Source organism: Streptomyces sp. NPDC030840, from assembly GCF_055572015.1.
Genome location: NZ_JBVIEE010000009.1, coordinates 63606 through 85671 on the forward strand (window position 1 = coordinate 63606; position 22066 = coordinate 85671).

The window sequence follows — 22066 nt, forward strand, 5'->3', positions numbered from 1 at the left end:
GTCGGCCGGTGAAGCCCGTCGGCCGATGGCCGTCCGGGTGTCCCCGTCGGCCGGCGAAGCCCCCGGCCGGTGAAGCCCGTCAGCCGACGACCGTCCAGGTGTCCCCGCCGGCCAGCAGCGCCGCCAGATCCCCCTTGCCGTTCCGCTCGATCGCGGTGTCCAGCTGGTCCGCCATCTGGTCGTCGTACACGGGCCGTCGCACGGACCGGAGCACGCCGATCGGGGTGTGGTGCAGGGTGTCCGGGTCCGCCAGCCGCGACAGGGCGAAGGCGGTGGTCGGCGACGTGGCGTGCGCGTCGTGGACCAGGATCCGCGGCTCGTTCTCCGGGGTCACGGTGACCACCTTCAGGTCACCGGTGGCCTGGTCGCGGACCACGCCCTTGGACGCGTCGGCGCCGAAGCGGATCGGCTGCCCGTGTTCCAGGCGGATCACGGCCTCCTCGGCCTGCTGCTTGTCCTTCAGGGCCTCGAAGGCGCCGTCGTTGAAGATGTTGCAGTTCTGGTAGATCTCCACCAGGGCCGTGCCCGGGTGGGCCGCCGCCTGGCGCAGCACCTCCGTGAGGTGCTTGCGGTCGGAGTCGACGGTGCGGGCCACGAAGGACGCCTCGGCGCCGATCGCCAGCGACACCGGGTTGAAGGGCGCGTCCAGCGACCCCATCGGCGTCGACTTGGTGATCTTGCCGACTTCGGAGGTGGGGCTGTACTGGCCCTTGGTCAGGCCGTAGATCCGGTTGTTGAAGAGCAGGATCTTGAGGTTGACGTTGCGGCGCAGGGCGTGGATGAGGTGGTTGCCGCCGATCGACAGCGCGTCACCGTCACCGGTGACGACCCACACGCTCAGGTCCCGGCGCGAGGACGCCAGCCCCGTGGCGATGGCCGGTGCGCGGCCGTGGATGGAATGCATCCCGTAGGTGTTCATGTAGTACGGGAAGCGGGAGGAGCAGCCGATACCGGAGACGAAGACGATGTTCTCCTTGGCGAGACCGAGCTCGGGCATGAAGCCCTGGACGGCCGCGAGGATCGCGTAGTCGCCGCAGCCGGGGCACCAGCGCACTTCCTGATCGGACTTGAAGTCCTTCATGGACTGCCTGGCCTCGGCCTTGGGCACGAGGGAGAGCGCCTCGATCGTGCCCGTGCCTTCCGTGGACGTCTCAGCCATCGATGGCCTCCTTGAGAGCCGTGGCGAGCTGCTCCGCCTTGAACGGCATACCGTTCACCTGGTTGTACGAGTGGGCGTCCACCAGGTACTTCGCCCGGACCAGCGTGGCCAGCTGGCCGAGGTTCATCTCCGGGATCACCACCTTGTCGTAACGCCGCAGCACCGCGCCGAGATTCCGCGGGAACGGGTTGAGGTGGCGCAGGTGGGCCTGGGCGATGGACTCCCCGGCCGTGCGCAGGCGTCGTACGGCGGCGGTGATGGGCCCGTAGGTCGACCCCCAGCCGAGGACGAGGGTCCTCGCGCCGTGCGGGTCGTCGATTTCGACGTCGGGGATGCCGATGCCGTCGATCTTGGCCTGGCGGGTGCGGACCATGAAGTCGTGGTTGGCCGGGTCGTAGGAGATGTTGCCCGTGCCGTCCTGTTTCTCGATGCCGCCGATGCGGTGCTCCAGGCCCTCAGTGCCCGGAATCGCCCACGGGCGGGCCAGGGTCTGCGGGTCACGCTTGTAGGGCCAGAAGACCTCGGTGCCGTCGTCCAGCGTGTGGTTGGGACCCTGGGCGAAACGGACCCGCAGATCCGGCAGCTCGTCCGGCTCGGGGATGCGCCAGGGCTCGGAGCCGTTGGCCAGGTAACCGTCGGACAGCAGCATGACCGGCGTGCGGTACGTCAGCGCGATCCGGGCCGCCTCCAGGGCGGCGTCGAAGCAGTCGGCCGGAGTGCGGGGCGCGATCACCGGAACCGGCGCCTCGCCGTTGCGGCCGTACATCGCCTGCAGCAGATCCGCCTGCTCCGTCTTGGTCGGCAGACCCGTCGACGGGCCGCCCCGCTGGATGTCGATGACCAGCAGCGGCAGTTCCAGGGAGACGGCGAGCCCGATGGTCTCGGACTTCAGCGCCACGCCGGGGCCGGAGGTCGTGGTCACCCCCAGCGAACCGCCGAAGGCCGCCCCCAGAGCGGCACCGATACCGGCGATCTCGTCCTCGGCCTGGAAGGTGCGCACACCGAAGTTCTTGTGTCTGCTGAGCTCGTGCAGGATGTCCGAGGCCGGCGTGATCGGATACGAACCCAGGAACAGCGGCAGGTCGGCCTGGCGTGCGGCGGCGATCAGCCCGTAGGACAGGGCCAGGTTCCCGGAGATGTTGCGGTAGGTGCCGACCGGGAAAGCCGTGGCCGCGGGCGCGACCTCGTAGCTGACGGCGAAGTCCTCGGTGGTCTCGCCGAAGTTCCAGCCGGCGCGGAAGGCGGCGATGTTGGCGGCCGCGATGTCGGGCTTCTTGGCGAACTTGGCCTTGAGGAACTTCTCGGTGCCCTCGGTGGGCCGGTGGTACATCCACGACAGCAGACCCAGCGCGAACATGTTCTTGCTGCGCTCGGCCTCCTTGCGGCTGAGGGCGAACTCCTTCAGCGCCTCCACCGTCAGCGTGGTCAGCGGCACCGGGTGGAGGTGGTAGCCGTCGAGGGAGCCGTCCTCCAGGGGATTGGCGGTGTACCCGACCTTCTGCATCGCCCGTTTGGTGAACTCGTCCGTGTTGACGATGATCTCCGCGCCCCGCGGCACATCGCCGATATTGGCCTTCAGGGCGGCGGGGTTCATGGCCACCAGGACGTTCGGGGCGTCACCCGGGGTGAGGATGTCGTGGTCGGCGAAGTGCAGCTGAAAGCTCGAAACCCCGGGCAGGGTGCCGGCGGGGGCGCGGATCTCGGCGGGGAAGTTCGGCAGGGTCGACAAGTCGTTGCCGAAGGACGCCGTCTCCGAGGTGAAACGGTCGCCGGTGAGCTGCATGCCGTCACCCGAGTCCCCCGCGAAACGGATGATCACCCGATCCAGCCGGCGGACGTCCTTCGCTCCCGCCGGATTGCGCTGCTCTCCCACGACGGCCTCGTCGGCCGGCTCCGCTGGGCTGCTGACCTGGCTGGTCACTGAACTGGACCTCCCTTGAGGCGGCTGTCTGGGAGTGGCCGTCCCGCCGGCCGTCCCAAGGTCAACCCTACGTCTGTAAGGGTCGCCTTCCCTCGACCATTCGCATGATGGACGCACATATGAGACCGCCTGACGCCCCGACTTGTCACGATTTACTCGCCGATTACGGTGAAGACGCTCCGTACTTGTCCCTCGGTTCTCGCCCCAACGGCCCTCTGGCGCCGGAACCGCCCTCTAGCTGACACGGTGTCAGCTCCTCATGAGTTCAGATAGGTCAGTACCGCCAGAACGCGACGGTGATCCCCGTCACTCGGGGACAGCCCGAGCTTCAGGAAGATATTGCTGACGTGCTTCTCCACGGCACCGTCACTGACCACGAGCTGTCGTGCGATCGCCGAATTGGTGCGCCCCTCGGCCATCAGCCCCAGGACCTCCCGCTCCCTCGGAGTGAGTCCCGCCAGCACGTCCTGCTTGCGGCTGCGCCCGAGCAGCTGCGCGACGACTTCCGGGTCCAGCGCCGTGCCCCCCTGGGCCACGCGCACCACCGCGTCCACGAACTCACGCACCTCGGCCACCCGGTCCTTCAGCAGGTAGCCGACACCGTGGCTGGAACCGGCGAGCAGCTCCGTGGCGTACTGCTCCTCCACGTACTGCGACAGCACGAGCACACCGAGCCGCGGATGCTCCCGCCTCAGGTGCACGGCCGCCCGCACCCCCTCATCCGTGTGCGTCGGCGGCATCCGCACGTCCGCGACCACCACGTCCGGCAGCTCACCCTGCGCCGCCAGCTCGGTGATGGTCTTGATCAGCGCGTCTCCGTCCCCGACCCCCGCGACGACCTCGTGCCCACGGTCGGTCAACAGCCGGGTCAGCCCCTCTCTGAGCAGCACCGAATCCTCGGCGATGACCACGCGCACCCTGTCCTCCACGATTCCCCGGCCCCCCGAGCCCTGTGTCCGGCCGCCCGCCCCGCGCATCGGACGATCCCCATCGGGCGGCCGTGCTCCGGCCGCCCCTCGACACACCAGTATCCCGCGTGGTGCCTCCGGCGGTTGGGCGGTTTACGTCTGCCGGGTTCTTGTCGGTGGCCGAGTGCGGGTTTCGTCACGGCTCGTCGCGCAGTTCCCCGCGCCCCTGGAGAGCCGGTAACACGACGTACCGCCCGCACCAGGCTCCCTCGTGCAGCCGAGGGCAGCGGGAGTGACGCACGCCCCCACCGGGCCGCAGGCGCGTACGCACGGAAGGGGGCGTGCTGGGAGGTGTCCGCCCGCAGCGGCCGGCGTCCGCCGTCGAGTGGCATACGGCCCACAGAACCGCCGGCCCGAGGACGGAGACCTCGGGGGCGCGCCCCCGACCCACGACCAAGGCGCAGGCACGCCGCCTGCGGCGGAAAGGCCGCCGACGGCGGGAGGCTGCCCACGACGGGCGCCGTGACGGTCAACCAGACCCGGGGGGCCGACTCCGGGGCCGAGCCTGGGGCTGGCCAGTCGGCCGGCCCGGCGGCCGACTGGGCCCGACCCGGGTGCTGGCGCCTGGGGCCTGCCCCGAGGCTGCCCACGACGGGCGCCGTGAAGGTCGGCGAGACCCGGGGGGCCGACTCCGGGGCCGAGCCTGGGGCTGGCCAGTCGGCCGGCCCGGCGGCCGACTGGGCCCGACCCGGGTGCTGGCGCCTGGGACCTGCCCCGAGGCTGCCCACGACGGGCGCCGTGAAGGTCAACCAGACCCGGGGGCCGCCCCCGGGGCCGAGCCGGGGGCGGCTTGGCGGCCGACTGGGGCCCCGGGTGCTGACGCCTGGGGCCCGACCTGCGGCCCGACCCGGGGCCCGCCCCGAGGGCCGACCTGGGCCGCCCCGGCCCCGCCCGGGGCACAGCACAACGCCCCCCACCCGTGCCACCGCACGAACGAGGGGCGCCCAGCCCACGCCGAGTCAGCCTGACGAACCCGTAAATCCGTCAGCGGGCTACGCCCGACGCCACGGCAGCTCCGCCGTAACCCGTGTCGGCCCCGCCACCGGCGAGTCCACCACCAGGATCCCGTCCACGGCGTCCAACCGCTCCGCGAGCCCCGCCAGCCCCGACCCGGCGGACGTGTCGGCCCCGCCGACCCCGTTGTCCACGACCTGGAGCATCAACCGGTCGTCCACCTTCCACACATCGACCGTCGCCCGAGTGGCCCTCGAGTGCTTGCTGACGTTCTGCAGCAGCTCGGACACCGTGAAGTAGGCGATCCCCTCGATCGCGGGCGCCGGCCGAGCCGCCGGCAGATCCACCTCCACCCGCACCGGCACCGCGCACCGGGACGCCACCGCCGACAGCGCCGCGTCCAGCCCCCGGTCGGTGAGCACCGCCGGATGGATCCCCCGCGCCAGGTCCCGCAACTCCTGCAGCGCCGTCTTCACCTCACCGTGCGCCTCGTCCACCATCCGCGCCGCCGCCTGCGGATCCTCCGCCAGCTTCTCCCGCGCGAGCCCGAGGTCCATCGCCAGCGCCACCAGCCGCGCCTGCGCCCCGTCGTGCAGATCGCGCTCGATGCGGCGCAGGTCCGCCGCCGCCGCGTCGACCACGACCCCCCGGTCCGACTCCAGTTCCACCACCCGCGTGGCCAGCCGGGACGGCCCCAGCAGCCCTCGCACCATCAGCCCGTCCACCGTCGTCAGCGCCCGCACGATCCACGGCGTGGCCATCGTGAACAGCAGCCCGACCAGCGCCGTCACGGTGATCTCGAACGGGTTGTCCAGGTACACGTGGTGCGTCTCGTCGCCGTACAGCTGGATCCCGTCCTGGCCCGCCCACAGGGGGAAGACCCAGAACCACAGCGGATACGTGAGCATCCCCCACCCGAACACCCAGAGGTTCACCGCCACCACGAACGAGAACACCGCCCACGGGAACTGCACCATCGCGTACAGCATGTGCCGCCACGCACTGCCGCTCCTGAGCATGGCCCCCATCCACGCCATCGCCCCGGACCGCTTCACCCGCAGCGGTTCCGGCGCGGCCACCTCCACCCCGAGCAGCCCACGCGCCCGCGCACGCTCCATCGCGCCGAGCCCCCGGGCACCCGCCAGCGCGCCGGCCAGCACCGGCACGCCGAGGAACGTGACCAGCAGGCCCGCTCCGAGCGACACCATCGTCACGGCGTACACGAACATCAGGATGCCGATCGGCAGACTCAGCAACACATACACGAACTCCCGCCAACTGCGCGCCTCGAACGGTGCCCGCAGACCCGCCGGGAGCCGGCGCCGCCGCTCCTCGACCGCCCCGGAGCCACCCCAGCTCCCGTACCCGTGTCCGTACTCCGTGGCCATGGCCGCCGTCCGTTCCTCTTCGTCGCTTCGGATTCCGCACTTCGGATGCCGTGGTTCCGGCGTGCTTCCGCCGTGCTTCCGTCGTGGTTCCACAGTGCTTGCACCGGGCCGACCGGACCATGAAGGCCGTCGGCGTCTTGAGGCGGGGGTTTTCCCCACCCACGCGCCCCCACGGGCGCCGCCGCCCTCACCGCTTGTCGGTCGCCTCGGCTCCCCGGTCCCGCCACGGCAGCTCCGCCGTCACCGTCGTCGGCCCCCCGACCGGCGAGTCGACGACGAACAGCCCGTCCACCGCGCCCAGCCGTTCCGCGAGCCCCGCCATCCCCGTGCCGCCGTCGAGGCGGGCACCGCCGCGGCCGTCGTCGGAGACCTGGATGAGCAGCCGTTCGTCCGAGCGCCACACGTCGACCGCCGCGGACCGGGCACCACTGTGCTTGCTGACGTTCTGCAGGAGTTCGGAGACGGTGAAGTAGGCGATGCCCTCGATCGCCGCGGCCGGCCGGCTGTCGAGGTCGACGGTCACCTTCACGGGCGCCGTACACCGCGAGGCGACGGCCGACAGCGCCGCGTCCAGCCCCCGGTCGGTGAGCACCGCCGGATGGATTCCCCGCGCAAGATCCCGCAGCTCCTGCAGCGCACGCTTCACCTCGCCGTGCGCCTCCTCGACCATCGCCGCCGCCGCGTCGGGGTCCTCCAGGAGCTTCTCCTTGGCCAGACCGAGGCCCATCGCCAGGTTCACCAGACGGGCCTGGGCGCCGTCGTGGAGATCGCGTTCGATGCGGCGCAGGTCGGCCGCCGCCGTGTCGACCACGATCCCGCGGTCCGACTCCAGCTCCGCGATACGGCGCTCCAGTTCCTCGGAGGGGAAGAGGAGGCCGCGCACCATGGCCCGGTCCACGTGCGTCAGTCCCCGCGCGATGTACGGCAGTACCGGCCACGCCACGAACAACGAGGTGATCGTGACGGTGAAGGTCACGATCCCCCACGGCAGCCGCATGAACTCGTACAGCATCGTGCGCCAGCCCACCGGGTCCTTCACGCTCATCCACACCTGCGAGACGAACCCGCCGCCCCCGCGCAACGGCAGCGGACTCGGCTCGTCCACGCGCACCCGCAGCAGCGCCCGGGCCCGCCGCCGCTCCAGCTTCCCCAGCTGCCGGGCACCCATCAGCGCGGCAGCGAGCAACGGGAAGCCGATCACCGTCACCGTCAGAAAGGCCGAAGTGAACAGCACGGTCGTGACGTACGTGAACCCGACCACCGCCAGCGGCAGATTGGCCAGGAGATGCGCGATCTCCCGCCACGTCTGTCCGCCGAACGCGAACCGTGCGGGCGGTAACGGATCGGACGGCGCCCGGCCGGCGGGCAGCCGCCGCACGGTGGGCGGGACCCCCTGGCGCTGCCCGTCCGATGAGTGCTGTCTACTGCCTGAGTTCTCCGCACCCCGTGGGTTCTGTCTGTCCCACGAAGGGCGTGGCTGGGCGGAGTCGGCGGGAATACGAGCGGTCATGCTCCACAGCCTGCCCGGCGGGCCCCGCCAGCGCCATGCTGCGGGCCGCCCGGCCATCCTGGGGAAAACCCCACCATCCCCGGCAGCGCGGGCAGCCTCCGCACGTCGAGCCGGCCCGCGTTACCGTTCAAGCTGTGACGGGCTGCTTACCGTTTCTTTAGCAGGGCCTAGACTCCCGTGCGTACAGATCACCGAACCACAGCGTTCCCGCCGGCCGGCCGGCGGGCCGGAACCGCCAGGTCAGGATCGGCAGGCCGGCACCGGCGGGCCGATGCCGACCGGTCGGCATCCACCAGGGGCGCAGTCAGCGAAGTCAGGGAGTGAGGGGACGGACGTGCCGGAACCGACGGTCGTCGCAGCCGTTGCCGCTGTCGCGGAACACGGGACCGTGACCGTGGTCGCGGCGGACTACTTCCAGTCCTACTCCGTCGTCGGACTGCTCGCCGTCATCGGCGTGCTGTTCGTCGCCGTCGCCTTCGGCGCGGGCCGCCTGCTGCGCCCCGTCGTCCCCACCCCCGAGAAACTCCTCACGTACGAGTGCGGGGTCGATCCCGTCGGCGAGGGCTGGGCGCACACCCAGGTCCGCTACTACGTGTACGCCTTCCTGTACGTGATCTTCGCCGTCGACTCGATCTTCCTGTTCCCCTGGGCGACGGTGTTCGCCGCCCCCGGCTACGGCGCGACGACGCTCGTGGAGATGTTCATCTTCCTGGGCTTCCTGGCCGTCGGCCTGCTCTACGCATACAAGAAGGGCGTCCTGGCATGGACGTGAACCCCGCTCCTGCTGAGCCCGTGCTGCTGCCCGAGCCGAAGCGCCTCGGCGCGCTCGCGCGCCTCGCCCCGGAGCCGATGAAGGTCATCCTCAACTGGGGCCGCCGCTACTCGCTCTGGGTGTTCAACTTCGGCCTCGCCTGCTGCGCGATCGAGTTCATCGCCGCGTCGATGGCCCGCCACGACTTCATCCGTCTCGGCGTGATCCCCTTCGCGCCCGGCCCGCGCCAGGCCGACCTGATGGTCGTCTCCGGCACGGTCACGGACAAGATGGCCCCGGCCGTGAAGCGCCTGTACGAGCAGATGCCGGAGCCGAAGTACGTCATCTCGTTCGGCGCGTGCAGCAACTGCGGCGGCCCCTACTGGGACTCGTACTCCGTCACGAAGGGCGTTGACCAGATCATCCCCGTCGACGTGTACGTCCCCGGCTGCCCGCCCCGCCCGGAGGCCCTGCTCCAGGGCATCCTGAAGCTCCAGGAGAAGATCGCGCGCGAGTCCCTGGGGGAGCGGTACGGCCATGGGGCGCGCCCCTCGGCGGCCGCGCTGCAGAGCGGACTCGTGACGCCGCCGGCTGCCGCGGGGGAGGGGGACCGGTGACCGGCTGGCTCCCCGCACCCGTCGAGGAACTCTTCGGCCCCGAGGCCATGGCAGAGGAGTCCTACGGCGTCCTCACCGTGGACGTCCCGTCCGCTTCCTGGACCGACGCGCTCCGCACGGCCCACTCCGCGCTGAGCTGCACCTACTTCGACTGGCTGAGCGCGGTCGACGAACCCGGCACGGGTTTCCGCGTCGCCGCCCACGTCGTCGCCCTGTCCCCGGTCCGCCGCCTCCTGCTCCGCACCACGGTCCCGCACGAGAACCCCGTCCTGCCGACCGCCACCGGCGTGTACGCGGGCGCGGCCTGGCACGAGCGCGAGACCCACGAAATGTTCGGCGTCACCTTCGAGGACCACCCCGCCCTCGACCCGCTCCTGCTGCCCGAGGGCTTCGAGGGGCACCCCCTGCGCAAGGACTTCGTCCTGGCCGCGCGCGTGGCCAAGGCCTGGCCCGGCGCCAAGGAACCGGGCGAGTCGGACCACGGCGGCCCCAAGCGCCGCCAGATGCTCCCCCCGGGCGTCCCCGACCCCAACGAGTGGGGGCCCCTGAAGGGGCAGCTGCCCCCGGCCCCCTCCCGCCCCGGTCGCGACCGCCCGTCCCGCGCGGCCGGAGAACGCCCTGCCCGCCCCGCCCGCGCCGCAGGCGACCGCCCGGTCCGCCGCACCCGCTCGGCGAGCGAGGGCTCGGCCAGCCAGACCGGGGCTCCCTCCGGTACCACCCCCACCCGGCGTTCACGGAGCGCGGGCGAGGGTTCGGCGAGCCAGCGCTCGGGATCCACCGAGCCCACGGAGTCCCCCACGGAGTCCCCCACGGGGTCCCCCAAGGCGGCACCCTCCACGGGGGCCGCGCGGCCGGAGGCATCGACCGAGCCCCGCCCCGAGCGCTCCGCCCCGAAGGCATCCACGTCCTCGCGCAGCACCGACGCTCCCTGGCACCACGCCCGTCCAGCCCACGACGAAGCCGAACCCACCCGGAAGCCGAGCGCGGACTCACCACCCACCCCGAAGCCGAGCGCGGACTCACCACCGAACGCGACGCCGCAGGCCGACCCGGCCCCTGCCCCGGACTCGACCCCTGCCCCGGACTCGACCCCTGCCCCTGACTCGACCCCTGCCCCTGACTCGACCCCTACCCCGGACCCGGACGCGACCCCCGAAGACCCCGCAGGAGGCACGCCGTGAACGACGCACTCGACGTCGCCCTGCGACTCCTCGTCGTCTTCGCCGTCTTCCTCACCTTCCCCCTGATCATCGGCCAGACAGAACACAAGGTCATGGCCCACATGCAGGGCCGCCTCGGCCCCATGTACGCCGGCGGCTTCCATGGCTGGGCCCAACTCGTCGCCGACGGCGTCAAGTTCGCCCAGAAGGAAGACGTCGTCCCGGCGGGCGCGGACCGCCGTGTCTTCCAGCTCGCCCCGGCCGTCGCCCTCCTGCCCTACCTGCTCGTCCTCCTCGCCATCCCGATCGGCCCCGGCGAGGGCGCCGTCGGTGAGGTCGTCGACGCGGGCGTCTTCTTCGTCCTCGCCGTCATGGGCGTCGGCGTCCTCGGCTCCCTCATGGCCGGCTGGGCCTCCGCCAACAAGTTCTCCCTCCTCGGCGGCCTCCGCACCGCCGCTCAGCTCCTCGCCTACGAACTCCCGATGCTGCTCACCGCCGCCTCCGTAGCGATGGCGGCCGGCACCGTCTCCCTCCCGGGCATCGTCGACGCCTTCGAGTGGTGGTGGCTGCCCTGGCAGATCGTCGGCGCGATCGTCTTCTTCGTCGCCGGTCTCGCCGAGCTGCAGCGGCCCCCGTTCGACATGCCCGTCGCCGACTCGGAGATCATCTTCGGCGCCTACACCGAGTACACCGGCCTCCGCTTCGCCCTCTTCCTGCTCGCCGAGTACGCCGGAATCGTCGTCCTGTGCGGCCTGACCACCGTCCTCTTCCTGGGCGGCTGGCACGGCCCCTGGGGCGCCGACGGCCTCGGCTGGGTCTGGACCCTGCTGAAGACCGCGATCCTCGCCTTCCTCGTCATCTGGCTGCGCGTCACCTACCCCCGTCTCCGCGAGGACCAGCTGCAGAAGCTGTCCTGGACCCTCCTCGTTCCCCTTTCCCTCGCCCAGATCGCCCTCACCGGCATCGTCAAGGTGGTGAACCAGTAACCATGGCCCCCATCCCCGGCTCCGGCCTGGCCAAGGGCCTGGCCGTCACCCTCCGCACGATGACGAAGAAGACCGTCACCGAGCAGTACCCGGACGCCCAGCCCGACCTCCCGCCCCGCACCCGCGGCGTGATCGGCCTGTTCGAGGAGAACTGCACGGTCTGCATGCTGTGCGCTCGCGAGTGCCCGGACTGGTGCATCTACATCGACTCCCACAAGGAGACGGTCCCGCCCGCCACCCCGGGCGGCCGCGAGCGAAGCCGCAACGTCCTCGACCGCTTCGCCATCGACTTCTCCCTCTGCATGTACTGCGGTATCTGCATCGAGGTCTGCCCCTTCGACGCCCTCTTCTGGTCCCCGGAGTTCGAGTACGCCGAGACCGACATCCGCGACCTCACCCACGAACGCGACAAGCTCCGCGAGTGGATGTGGACCGTCCCGGCCCCACCCGCCCTCGACCCCGGCGCGGAGGAACCGAAGGAGATCACCGCGGCCCGCAAGTCCGCGGAGAAACTCGCCGCGGCCGCCGAGCCCACGTCCGCCGGGCAGACCGCGTCCGACGGGAAGCCCCCGTCAGGGCAGGCCGCGCCGGATGCCCACACCCAGGCAGCGCCGGCGGCTCAGGCACGGCCCCGGCTCGCGACCGAGCCCCGTCGTGACCCCGAGCCCGGGCCCCGTTCCAGCGCCGGGCCCCGAGCCACTGCCGAGCCCCCTACCGCGACCGGACCGGGGACCGGTCCCGGGGCCGGAGGGGGGACCGGTCCCGGGGCCGGAGGGGGGACCGGACCCGGGACCGCTGCCGGGCCTGAGCCCGCCGACCCCGATACTGCCGACCCCGATACTGCCGACCCCGATACTCCCCGAAAGCCCCAGGAAGGAGAGTCGTGAGCCTCGCCGCAGCCGCCGCCACGGTGGCGCACCCAGCGGCCGCAGCGGCCGGTGCCGCCACTGCCGCCGACACCCACGGCTTTCTCTCCCCGACCGGTGTCGAGATCGCCTTTCTCCTCGTCGGTCTGGTCACCCTCGGCGCCGCGATCATCACCGTCACCACCCGGCAACTCGTGCACGCCGCCCTGTGGCTGGTGGTCACGCTCGGCGGCCTCGCCGTCGAGTACCTCCTGCTCACAGCCGAGTTCATCGCCTGGGTGCAGGTCCTCATCTACGTCGGTTCCGTCGTGGTCCTCCTTCTGTTCGGCCTGATGCTCACCAAGGCCCCCATCGGCCGCTCCCCGGACGCCGACTCCGGCAACCGCTGGGCCGCACTCACGGTGGCCGTCGCCTCGGCCGCCGCCCTGGTCTGGGTCGTCGTCGACGCCTTCCGCACGACATGGATCGACCTGGACGGCGCCGCCGCGGGCTCCACCGAGGTCACCGGCGAGGCCCTCTTCCAGAACTGGGTGCTCCCCTTCGAGGCTCTCTCCGTCCTCCTCCTCGCCGCCCTCGTCGGCGCGATTGTCCTGTCCCGCAAGGCGAAGGCGACCACCGACCGTCCGGGCGCCCGCACCGAGTCCGGCACCCCGCGTGCGAAGGAGCCGCGCTGATGCACCTCGCCTACCCCGCCGTGCTCTCCACCCTCCTCTTCTGCACGGGCCTGTACGGCGTCCTCGCCCGCCGCAACGCCATCCTGGTCCTCATGTCGGTCGAGCTGATGCTCAACGCTGTCAACCTCAACCTCGTCGCCTTCGACGTCTGGCTCAGCCGGGCCACCGAGGAGACCCTGCACTCCGGCCAGGCCCTGACCCTGTTCACCATCGCCATCGCCGCCGCAGAGATCGGCATCGGTCTGGCGATCGTGCTCGCCGTGTACCGCAACCGCGGCACCTCGGACATCGACAAGCTCCGCGACACCGCCGAGGGCCACGAAACCGACGGCCGTGACAGCGACGGCCCCGACGGCGAAGCCCCCGCGGCCCAGAAGGCTGAGGCCACCGCGTGACCACGACCACCCTCGCCGTCCTCGTCCCTCTCCTTCCGTTCCTCGGCGCCGCCGCCGGCCTGCTCCTGGGCCGTACGGCACCCGGCTTCGTCCGGCCCCTCGCCGTCCTGCCGACCCTCACGGCCTTCGCGCTCGCCGTGCTCGTCGCCGTACGCCAAGGTGGGGGCCGGGCCATCGACGCCGCCACCGAGCTCACGCCCACCGGCTCGGTGCCCATCGAACTCGCCCTGCACATCGACGGCTTCGCCGCCCTCGTCGCCGTCCTCGTCGGCCTGGTCGCGACCTGCGTGCAGATCTACTCGACGGGCTACCTGCGCGACGACCCGCGCTATCCCTCGTACGCCGCTCTCGTCTCCCTGTTCACCTCCGCGATGCTGCTCGTCGTCTACTCCGGCGACCTCATGGTGCTGCTGGTCGGCTGGGAGATCATGGGCATCTGCTCCTACTTCCTGGTCGGCCACTACTGGGAGACCCCGGAGGCCCGAGCCGCCTCCATCAAGGCCTTCCTGGTCACCAAGCTAGGCGACGTCCCCTTCCTCATCGGCCTGTTCGCCCTCGCCGTGGAGGCCGGGTCCTTCCGCATCACGACCGTCCTGGGCGCGGTCGCGAGCGGCGGACTCGACCACCCGACGCTCATCGCCCTGCTGCTCCTGGCAGGTGTGGCCGGCAAGTCGGCGCAGTTCCCGCTCCACACCTGGCTCCCCGACGCGATGGCGGGCCCCACACCCGTCTCCGCGCTGATCCACGCCGCCACGATGGTCGCCGCCGGTGTCTACTTCATCGCCCGGCTCCTCCCGGTCTTCGCCGCCTCCTCGGCGGCCCTGCTCGTCATGGCCGTCATGGCCGCGGCCACGATGGTCGGCTCCGGCGTCGCCGCGCTCGCCCAGGACGACATCAAACGCGTCCTCGCCTACTCGACGATCGGCCAGCTCGGCTACATGACCGGCGCCCTCGCCGTCGGCGACCGCGGAGCCGCCGTCTTCCACCTCCTCGCGCACGGCGCCTTCAAGGCGCTGCTGTTCCTCGCGGCCGGCGTGATCATCCACGCCGCCGGCACCAACTCGCTGGCCGCCATGTCCCGTATGAAGGGCCTGCGCGACCGCGTCCCCGACGCCTACTGGACGATGACCGTGGCGCTCCTCGCCCTCGCGGCGATCCCGCCCTTCAGCGGCTTCTTCACCAAGGAGGCCGTCCTCGGCGCCGCCGAACACGTCGCCACCGGCCACGCCGAGGGCATCCCCGGCGCCGCGGGCTGGATCGTCCTCGTCTCCGGCCTGCTCACTGCCCTGCTCACCGCCGGGTACGCCATGCGCCTGTGGCTGCTCGCCTTCCACGGCCGGGGTGCCGACGCCCCCGACCACGGCAAACAGCCGCCGGCCATGAACGCCGTGCTGTGGCTCCTCGCCGTCCCCTCCCTCGCCTTCGGACTGGTCACCGGCCCGCTGCCCGACTGGTTCGACGGACGAGACCTCACCCCGACTCTCACGACGGCCGTCCTCGGTACGGGCCTCGCCCTGGTGGGCGGACTGGTGACCTACGGCGCCTGGAAGCACACCACCGCACTCGCGGCACGCGTCCCACTGGGCGCGGTCGCCGCCCACCCCGAGGGCGACGCCGCCCAGGTCGAGGCCGAGGCAATCGCGAGCCACGCACCCGCGTACGGAGACGTGGCCGCCGCACCCGACCCCGCGGACCCGGGACGGCTGCTGCTCGGCCCGCTCCACCGCCACGCGGCCCTCGGCTTCCACCTCGACGCCGTGTACAGGACGCTCTTCGTCCGACCGGTCCAGGCCGGAGCGAGTCTTGTCCGGTTCCTCGACCGCGAGGTCGTCGACACCTACGTACACGGTGCCGGCGCCGTACCCCGCGTGCTCGGCGCGGCCGTGCGGCGCGCCCAGACCGGCAATGTGCAGACCTATGTGAGCGCGCTGCTCGCCGGCACCGTCGTCCTGGCGGTCGCCGTCGTCCTCGTCGCCACGGGAGCGTGAGCAGGCGTGATCGATATCAGCGAGTCCGTGATGCAGTTCCTTCTGGCGTTCGCCGTCGTCGGCCCGCTCCTCGGCGCCGTCGCCGCTCTCCTGCCCGCCCCACCAGGACTGAAGGGGAAGTCACCCGAGCAGGCCGTGCTCCGCCACGGCGTGACCGTGACCGGCGCGGTCCTCATCGCCGCGATCGTCCTCGCGCTCGGCTTCGACCACGACCATCCGTCGAAGATGCAGGCCAGCACGGACATCAGCTGGATCCCCGCACTCGACGTGCGCATCCACCTCGGCATCGACGGCATCTCCCTCCCCCTTGTGGTCCTGACCGCGCTGCTGACCTTCCTCTGCGCGCTGTACTCCTACTTCAAGATGCCCAAGGGCCCGTCCCCGAAGGCCTTCGTCGCGCTCCTGCTCGTCCTCGAGTCCGGCACCCTCGCGACCTTCGCCGTCCTCGACCTGCTGCTCTTCTTCCTCGCGTTCGAGATGGTGCTCATCCCGATGTACTTCCTCATCGCCCGCTGGGGCGGTGAGCGACGGACCCCCGCCGCCTGGAAGTTCATCCTCTACACACTGCTCGGTTCCGTGGTCATGCTGCTGGGCCTGCTCCTGATCGGAATCAAGGCCGGCACATTCGACATGGTGGCACTCGCCACTGACAACGACCGGTCGCTCACCACATCCGTGCAGGTCATCGCCGTTCTGGCGGTCGGAATCGGGCTCGCGGTCAAGACGCCGATGTGGCCGCTGCACAGCTGGCTGCCGGACGCCCACACCGCAGCGCCGACCATCGGCTCGGTCCTGCTGGCCGGAGTGCTGCTGAAGATGGGTACGTACGGGTTCGTCCGGATCCTCCTGCCGATCACGCCCGACGGCCTGCGGACCTTCGCGCCCTACCTCGCCGCCTTCGCCGTCGTCGGCATCATCTACGGTTCGCTGGCCTGCCTCGCCCTCGCCAAGCAGGGAGCCAAGGGCGACCTCAAACGCCTCATCGCCTACTCCTCCGTCGGCCACATGGGCTTCGTCCTGCTCGGCATCGCGACGATGACCCCGACCGGCGTGAACGGCGCGCTGTTCGCGAACATCGCCCACGGCCTCATCACCGGCCTGCTCTTCTTCCTGGTCGGCGCGCTCAAGGACCGTACGGGCACCTCCGACCTCGACACCCTTGCCCAGGAGACCGGTGCCGCCCTCTACGGCAAGGCGCCCCGCCTCGGCGGCCTGCTCGCCTTCGGCGCCGTCGCCTCACTCGGACTGCCGGGCCTCGCCGGGTTCTGGGGCGAGATGCTCGCGATGTTCGGCGCGTTCAAGCCCGCCGACGGCCTCAGCCGCCCCGCCTTCCTCACCTTCATGGCGATCGCCGCGTTCGGCACACTGCTCACCGCCGCGTACCTGCTCGTCGTCGTACGCCGCGTCTGCATGGGCGCCGTACCGCAGGAAGGCCCGCGCCTGACCGACGTTCAGACATACGAGTACGCCGCCTGGACCCCGCTCGTCGCCCTCACCGTCCTCGCCGGCCTCTGGCCCGCGGCACTCCTCGGCCTGACCGATCCGGCCGTGCAGCAGCTCCTCGCAGGAGGCACCCGATGAGCTCCCTGGCCCAGTCCGTGGTCCAGTCCGTCGACTGGGTCGCGATCGCGCCGCCCACCATCGCGGCGGTCGTCGGACTCCTGGTACTCGTAGCGGACCTCTTCGTCGACGACAGCAAGAAGGCGCTGCTCGGCTGGACGTCGGTCGCGGGTCTCGCCGCCTCCACCCTCGCCCTGCTGCCCCTGCTCGACGGCGACCGCTCGACCTTCTGCCTGACCGGTGACGCGAACGTCTGCAGCTACACGGCTGACCGGTTCGCGCTGGCCATCCAGTTCCTCGTCCTCGGCGGCGCCCTCCTCGCTGCCCTGCTGTCGATGACGACCCTGAAGGACGCCAGGAGGGAACTCCCCGAAGGGGAGTTCTGGTTCCTGCTGCTGTCGTCCGCCGCGGGAGCCGCCCTCCTGCCCGCGTCACGCGACCTGGCGACCCTCATCGTCGCCCTGGAGGTCGCCTCCCTGCCCGCGTTCGCCCTCGTCGGCATCCGGCACGGCGACAAGCGGTCCTCCGAAGCCGCCCTGAAGTTCTTCCTGTCGTCGGTCACGGCGACCGCCGTGAGCCTGATGGGCATCAGCTTCGTGTACGCCTCCACAGGCACCCTGCACCTCACCGAGATCGCCGACGAGATCCGTCAGGTCGACGGCCAGTTCCACACACTCGCCCAGGCCGGCGTCGTCCTCACTCTCATCGGCTTCGCCTTCAAGACGGCCGCCGTACCGTTCCACTTCTGGGTGCCCGACACCTACGTGGGAGCACCGCTGCCCGTGGCCGCCTACCTGTCGGTGGTCGGCAAGGCGGTCGGCTTCTCCGGCCTGATCCTCGTCACCGTCGTCGCCCTCCCGTCATACGCCGACGTCTGGGGCCCGGCCCTCGCCGTGCTGGCCGCCCTCACCATGACCGTCGGAAACGTCGGCGCCCTCCGGCAGCAGGCCACGCGCGCGTACAGCGCGGTACGGCTCCTCGCGTGGTCCTCCGTCGGCCAGGCGGGCTACCTCCTGGTGCCGATAGCGGCGGCCGCGTACACCGACGACTCCGAGAAGGCCATCGGCTCCACCGTCGCCTACGCCCTGATGTACGCGGCGGTGAACCTCGGCGCCTTCGCGGTGGCGGCGCTCGTGGCCCGCTCGAAGCCGCTGAACCGTCTGAGCGACTACCGCGGCCTGTACGCGGCCAGCCCCCTCACCGCCCTGCTCCTCGGCTTCTTCCTGCTCTGCCTCGCCGGACTCCCGCCCGGCATCATCGGCCTCTTCGCCAAGGTCACCGTCTTCTCGGCAGCCGTCGACGCGGGCCTCGGCTGGCTCGCCGTCGTCATGGCCGCCAACGTCGTGATCGCCCTCTTCTACTACCTCCAATGGACGGCCCTGCTGTTCCGCGCCCCGGAGGGCGAGCCCGAGAAGCACCGCGTACCGGCCCCGCTGACCGCTGCCATCGCCCTGACCGGCGCCCTTGGAATCGCCCTGTCCGGAGCGCCCCAGCTGATCCTGCGCTTCTCCGACACCGGCCTGTTCTGACCGTTACGGCATCCACGCGCGCGAGTGGGGCACCCGAGCCGACGGCGCGCGTGGGCCCGGCCTGGCGTCCCTCACCCGTACGGCCGAGGGCGCCCCAGCGCGCACAAGGGAACTAGGGGTCCCCGCCTGGCGTTGACCAGTACGGGAGGGTCCACTGAGAAGTGGCGTCAACAGCATCCGCAAGCAAGGGTTCCCCGCCGCACGACTTGGAGGGCGTACCGTGCACCGCCGGCACAACGGGCTCAGGACCGCCGTACTCCTCGGGGGGCTGTCCGCACTCATCATCCTCATCGGCAGCTTCTTCGGCCGTACGGGGCTCATCGTGGCGCTGGTCGTCGCGCTCGGCACGAACGCGTACGCCTACTGGAACAGCGACAAGCTGGCTCTACGCGCGATGCGCGCACGCCCGGTGAGCGAGTTCGAAGCCCCCGCCCTCTACCGCATGGTCCGCGAGCTCTCCACCCAGGCCCGCCAGCCCATGCCACGCCTGTACATCTCCCCGACGGACGCGCCCAACGCGTTCGCGACCGGGCGCAACCCGCGCAATGCCGCGGTGTGCTGCACCGACGGCATCCTCCGCCTCCTGGACGAGCGCGAACTGCGCGGAGTCATCGGCCACGAGTTGAGCCACGTCTACAACCGGGACATCCTGATCTCATCGGTCGCCGGCGCCCTGGCATCGGTGATCATGTTCCTGGTCAACTTCGCCTGGCTGATCCCCATCGGCCGCTCCGACGACGACGAGGGACCCGGCATCCTCGGCATGCTGCTGATCCTGATCCTGGGCCCGCTCGCCGCATCCCTGATCCAACTGGCCATCAGCCGCTCCCGCGAGTACGAGGCGGACGCGTCCGGTGCCCAGCTGACCGGCGACCCCCTGGCGCTGGCCAGCGCCCTGCGCAAGCTGGAAGCAGGCACCAAACAGCTACCGCTGCCCCCGGAACCGCGTATCGAGACGGCGAGCCACATGATGATCGCGAACCCTTTCCGCCGAGGTCAGGGGCTCTCCAAGATGTTCTCGACACACCCACCGATGGCGGAGCGCATCGCCCGTCTCGAGCAGATGGCAGGTCGTCACCAGTGAAGACAATCCTCAACGTCATTTGGCTCATCGTGAGCGGCTTCTGGCTGTTCCTCGCCTACCTCCTCGCCGGCCTGCTGCTGTGCATCACCATCATCGGCATCCCGTTCGGCATCGCGTCGTTCCGTATCGGTGTCTACGCCCTGTGGCCCTTCGGGTACACGACCATCGAGCGTCGCGACGCGGGTGCGCCCTCCTGCGTCGGCAATGTGCTGTGGCTGGTCCTCGCGGGCTGGTGGCTGGCGCTCGGCCACATCGTGACGGGCCTCGTCCTGTGCGCCACGATCATCGGCATCCCCCTGGGCATCGCCAACTTCAAGCTCATCCCGGTCTCGTTGTTCCCCCTGGGACGCGAGATCGTGCCCACGGACCAGCCGTTCACGCAGAGCTGGTAGAGCGGCTCGGGCAAGCCGCCCGGAATGCGTCCTGTCGCGGCTTGTCCACAGCCTGCCCCGACTGTCAGTGCCGGCCTGCATCATGAACCCATGACCGAGTTCGAGCAGTTGCTGGACAGGGTGGCGGACAAGGCCCGCACCACCCGGCCGTGGGGCTGGCCTTCGCTCCCCGCGCCTGTGGACGAGGCGACGGTCGCCCGCGCCGAGTCCGCCCTCGGCTTCGCCCTGCCGCCGCTGCTGGCCGCGCTCTACCTGCGCATAGGAGACGGCGGATTCGGTCCGGAGTACGGCTTGTTGCCCCTGCTCGACAGCCCGCCCGCCGGTGAGCCCGCCGCCGTCACGCAGTACCTGGCCAACCGCAAGAGCGGCCGTAAGGACCCCGAATGGCCCTGGCCCGAGCACGTACTGCCGATATCCCACTGGGGCTGCGGCATGTACGCCTGCGTGGACTGCGACACCCCCGAGGGCACGGTGCTGCTCTACGAGCCGAACGCCCACGAGGCGGACCACGCCTGGTACGTCGACGCTCCCACCCTCACGGAGTGGCTGCACACCTGGCTGGACGGCACAGGCTGGTACGAGGAGCCCAACGAGGGGACGGATTTGGCCCCTTGGACCGAGTTCCAGATACGGACGAGGGCGGCGCAGGCGTCGTAACCGCACGGCGCGCCCCAGCGGCACGACAGGCTGAGCCGATGCCCGCGAGGCTGAGCTGATGCCCGTGAGCGTGCCGGAGCCATCTCCGTCCGTCAGGCCCCCGTTGCCCCGCGCTGCCGCGAAACCCACCACCGCCGTACCCCGTACGCGGCGGCCCCCACGCCCAGGACGGCCGCACCCACGGCCACCGACACCCCGGGCAGCGCGAACGCCAGCGTGACACAGCCGAGGAGCCCGACCACCGGTACGACCCGTGCCAACGGGGCCTGACTCAGCGTCCAGGCCGACGCGTTGGCCACGGCGTAGTAGGCGAGCACACCGAAGGAGGAGAAACCGATCGCACCCCGCACGTCCGTGGTGGCGGCCAGGACGGCGACCACCGCGCCGACGGCCAGCTCGGCCCGGTGCGGCACCTGGAAGCGCGGGTGCACGGCGGCCAGGGCGCCCGGCAGATGCCGGTCGCGGGCCATGGCGAGCGTCGTTCGGGAGACACCCAGGATGAGCGCGAGCAGCGACCCCAGCGCGGCCACGGCGGCACCGACCCGCACCACGGGAACGAGCCCCGGGACACCCGCGGCCCGGACCGCGTCGGCGAGCGGCGCCGAGGCCTGCCCGAGCCCGCCGGGCCCCAGCACGGAAAGGACAGCGACGGCCACGGCTGTGTACACCACGAGGGCGATACCCAGGGCCAGCGGGATCGCGCGGGGGATGGTGCGCGCCGGATCCCGCACCTCCTCGCCGAGGGTCGCGATCCGTGCGTACCCGGCGAAAGCGAAGAACAGCAAGCCGGCCGCCTGAAGCACACCGCCGGCGCCTGACGAGAGGCCGATGTCCAGCCGACTGGCGTCGGACTCCCCGGACCCGAGACACACGACCGCCACGGCAGCGAGGACCGCGAGCACCACCGCCACGATCACCCGCGTCAGCCAGGCGGACTTCTGGACGCCGCCGTAGTTCACCGCGGTCAGCGCCACCACGGCCGCGACGGCCACGGCGTGCGCCTGGCCAGGCCAGACGTACGCACCCACGGTGAGCGCCATCGCCGCGCACGATGCCGTCTTGCCGACGACGAACGACCAGCCCGCCAGGTATCCCCAGAAGTCCCCGAGCCGCTCGCGCCCGTACACGTACGTGCCGCCCGAAGCGGGGTAGCGGGCCGCCAGCCGTGCCGAGGACATGGCGTTGCAGTAGGCGACCACGGCAGCCACCCCGAGACCGAGAAGGAGTCCCGGCCCAGCAGCGGCCGCCGCCGGTCCCAGGGCGGCGAAGATGCCGGCCCCGACCATCGATCCCAGACCGATGACCACGGCGTCCCCTACCCCGAGGGTCCGCCGCAGGCTGGTGTTCGAACCGGGTTGTGTCATGGCCCGCACCCTACTGATCTGTGCAACCGGCAGGCACCGCGGAGACGTCCTGCATCACAACACGACACGAAGAGAGCGACACACCGGGACGAGCGGGGCACCGGTACAGGCGTCACGAGCACAAGGCACCTGTGTCCTCTGCG

The 22066-nt window shown here is 71.2% G+C and carries 19 protein-coding genes; 13 read left to right on the top strand and 6 right to left on the bottom strand.

The window, feature by feature from the left end; genetic code table 11:
* Positions 1 to 79: 79 nt before the first annotated feature.
* From ACZ49J_RS20765 to ACZ49J_RS20785, 5 genes are all read right to left on the bottom strand, one after another.
* Positions 80 to 1159: a 2-oxoacid:ferredoxin oxidoreductase subunit beta gene (locus tag ACZ49J_RS20765; RefSeq protein ID WP_467449899.1), complete on the bottom strand. Its 1080-nt coding sequence runs from the start codon at positions 1157 to 1159 to the stop codon at positions 80 to 82.
* Positions 1152 to 3080 carry a 2-oxoacid:acceptor oxidoreductase subunit alpha gene (locus tag ACZ49J_RS20770; RefSeq protein ID WP_467449900.1) on the bottom strand — a complete coding sequence of 643 codons (1929 nt, stop codon included), beginning with the start codon at positions 3078 to 3080 and terminating at the stop codon, positions 1152 to 1154. The genes ACZ49J_RS20765 and ACZ49J_RS20770 overlap by 8 nt, the downstream gene beginning before the upstream one ends.
* A 257-nt stretch (positions 3081 to 3337) precedes the next feature.
* Positions 3338 to 3997 carry a LuxR C-terminal-related transcriptional regulator gene (locus ACZ49J_RS20775; RefSeq protein WP_467450224.1) on the bottom strand — a complete coding sequence of 220 codons (660 nt, stop codon included), beginning with the start codon at positions 3995 to 3997 and terminating at the stop codon, positions 3338 to 3340.
* Positions 3998 to 5040: 1043 nt separating this feature from the next.
* On the bottom strand, positions 5041 to 6390 hold the full coding sequence (locus tag ACZ49J_RS20780; RefSeq protein ID WP_467449902.1) for a sensor histidine kinase: 1350 nt from the start codon (positions 6388 to 6390) through the stop codon (positions 5041 to 5043).
* 187 nt (positions 6391 to 6577) lie between these two features.
* Positions 6578 to 7768, bottom strand: coding sequence for a sensor histidine kinase (locus ACZ49J_RS20785; protein WP_467449903.1), 1191 nt, complete (start codon positions 7766 to 7768; stop codon positions 6578 to 6580).
* A gap of 466 nt (positions 7769 to 8234) precedes the next feature.
* Between ACZ49J_RS20785 and ACZ49J_RS20790 the strand changes: the two genes are divergently transcribed.
* The 13 genes from ACZ49J_RS20790 to ACZ49J_RS20850 all read left to right on the top strand — a co-directional run bounded on the left by ACZ49J_RS20790 (position 8235) and on the right by ACZ49J_RS20850 (position 20559).
* Positions 8235 to 8672, top strand: a complete 438-nt coding sequence (locus ACZ49J_RS20790; protein WP_467449905.1) for an NADH-quinone oxidoreductase subunit A — start codon at positions 8235 to 8237, stop codon at positions 8670 to 8672.
* Positions 8663 to 9268 (top strand): NADH-quinone oxidoreductase subunit B, encoded by a 606-nt coding sequence (locus ACZ49J_RS20795; RefSeq protein WP_467449907.1) that lies wholly within the window; start codon positions 8663 to 8665, stop codon positions 9266 to 9268. Before ACZ49J_RS20790 ends, ACZ49J_RS20795 begins: the two co-directional genes overlap by 10 nt.
* Positions 9265 to 10449: an NADH-quinone oxidoreductase subunit C gene (locus ACZ49J_RS20800; protein WP_467449909.1), complete on the top strand. Its 1185-nt coding sequence runs from the start codon at positions 9265 to 9267 to the stop codon at positions 10447 to 10449. The genes ACZ49J_RS20795 and ACZ49J_RS20800 overlap by 4 nt, the downstream gene beginning before the upstream one ends.
* Entirely contained in the window at positions 10446 to 11414 is a 969-nt protein-coding gene (locus tag ACZ49J_RS20805; RefSeq protein WP_467449910.1) for a complex I subunit 1/NuoH family protein, read from the top strand. Before ACZ49J_RS20800 ends, ACZ49J_RS20805 begins: the two co-directional genes overlap by 4 nt.
* A 2-nt stretch (positions 11415 to 11416) precedes the next feature.
* Complete coding sequence (locus ACZ49J_RS20810) at positions 11417 to 12301, top strand: NuoI/complex I 23 kDa subunit family protein (RefSeq protein ID WP_467449912.1); 885 nt, start codon at positions 11417 to 11419, stop codon at positions 12299 to 12301.
* Entirely contained in the window at positions 12298 to 12954 is a 657-nt protein-coding gene (locus ACZ49J_RS20815) for an NADH-quinone oxidoreductase subunit J family protein (RefSeq protein ID WP_467449914.1), read from the top strand. Before ACZ49J_RS20810 ends, ACZ49J_RS20815 begins: the two co-directional genes overlap by 4 nt.
* Positions 12954 to 13349, top strand: a complete 396-nt coding sequence (gene nuoK, locus ACZ49J_RS20820; RefSeq protein ID WP_467449916.1) for an NADH-quinone oxidoreductase subunit NuoK — start codon at positions 12954 to 12956, stop codon at positions 13347 to 13349. The genes ACZ49J_RS20815 and nuoK overlap by 1 nt, the downstream gene beginning before the upstream one ends.
* Positions 13346 to 15337 carry an NADH-quinone oxidoreductase subunit 5 family protein gene (locus ACZ49J_RS20825; RefSeq protein WP_467449918.1) on the top strand — a complete coding sequence of 664 codons (1992 nt, stop codon included), beginning with the start codon at positions 13346 to 13348 and terminating at the stop codon, positions 15335 to 15337. The genes nuoK and ACZ49J_RS20825 overlap by 4 nt, the downstream gene beginning before the upstream one ends.
* A gap of 6 nt (positions 15338 to 15343) precedes the next feature.
* Entirely contained in the window at positions 15344 to 16918 is a 1575-nt protein-coding gene (locus tag ACZ49J_RS20830; protein WP_467449919.1) for a complex I subunit 4 family protein, read from the top strand.
* Positions 16915 to 18426 (top strand): NADH-quinone oxidoreductase subunit N, encoded by a 1512-nt coding sequence (locus ACZ49J_RS20835; protein ID WP_467449921.1) that lies wholly within the window; start codon positions 16915 to 16917, stop codon positions 18424 to 18426. The genes ACZ49J_RS20830 and ACZ49J_RS20835 overlap by 4 nt, the downstream gene beginning before the upstream one ends.
* A gap of 220 nt (positions 18427 to 18646) precedes the next feature.
* Positions 18647 to 19510 carry a zinc metalloprotease HtpX gene (htpX, locus tag ACZ49J_RS20840; protein WP_467449923.1) on the top strand — a complete coding sequence of 288 codons (864 nt, stop codon included), beginning with the start codon at positions 18647 to 18649 and terminating at the stop codon, positions 19508 to 19510.
* Positions 19507 to 19902, top strand: a complete 396-nt coding sequence (locus ACZ49J_RS20845; RefSeq protein WP_467449924.1) for a YccF domain-containing protein — start codon at positions 19507 to 19509, stop codon at positions 19900 to 19902. Before htpX ends, ACZ49J_RS20845 begins: the two co-directional genes overlap by 4 nt.
* 90 nt (positions 19903 to 19992) lie before the next feature.
* The gene (locus ACZ49J_RS20850; RefSeq protein ID WP_467449926.1) at positions 19993 to 20559 is read left to right on the top strand and encodes an SMI1/KNR4 family protein; all 567 of its coding nucleotides are present in this window, start codon (positions 19993 to 19995) and stop codon (positions 20557 to 20559) included.
* Positions 20560 to 20651: 92 nt separating this feature from the next.
* Here ACZ49J_RS20850 and ACZ49J_RS20855 read toward each other — a convergent pair whose 3' ends face one another.
* Complete coding sequence (locus ACZ49J_RS20855; RefSeq protein WP_467449927.1) at positions 20652 to 21923, bottom strand: APC family permease; 1272 nt, start codon at positions 21921 to 21923, stop codon at positions 20652 to 20654.
* Positions 21924 to 22066 lie beyond the last annotated feature (143 nt).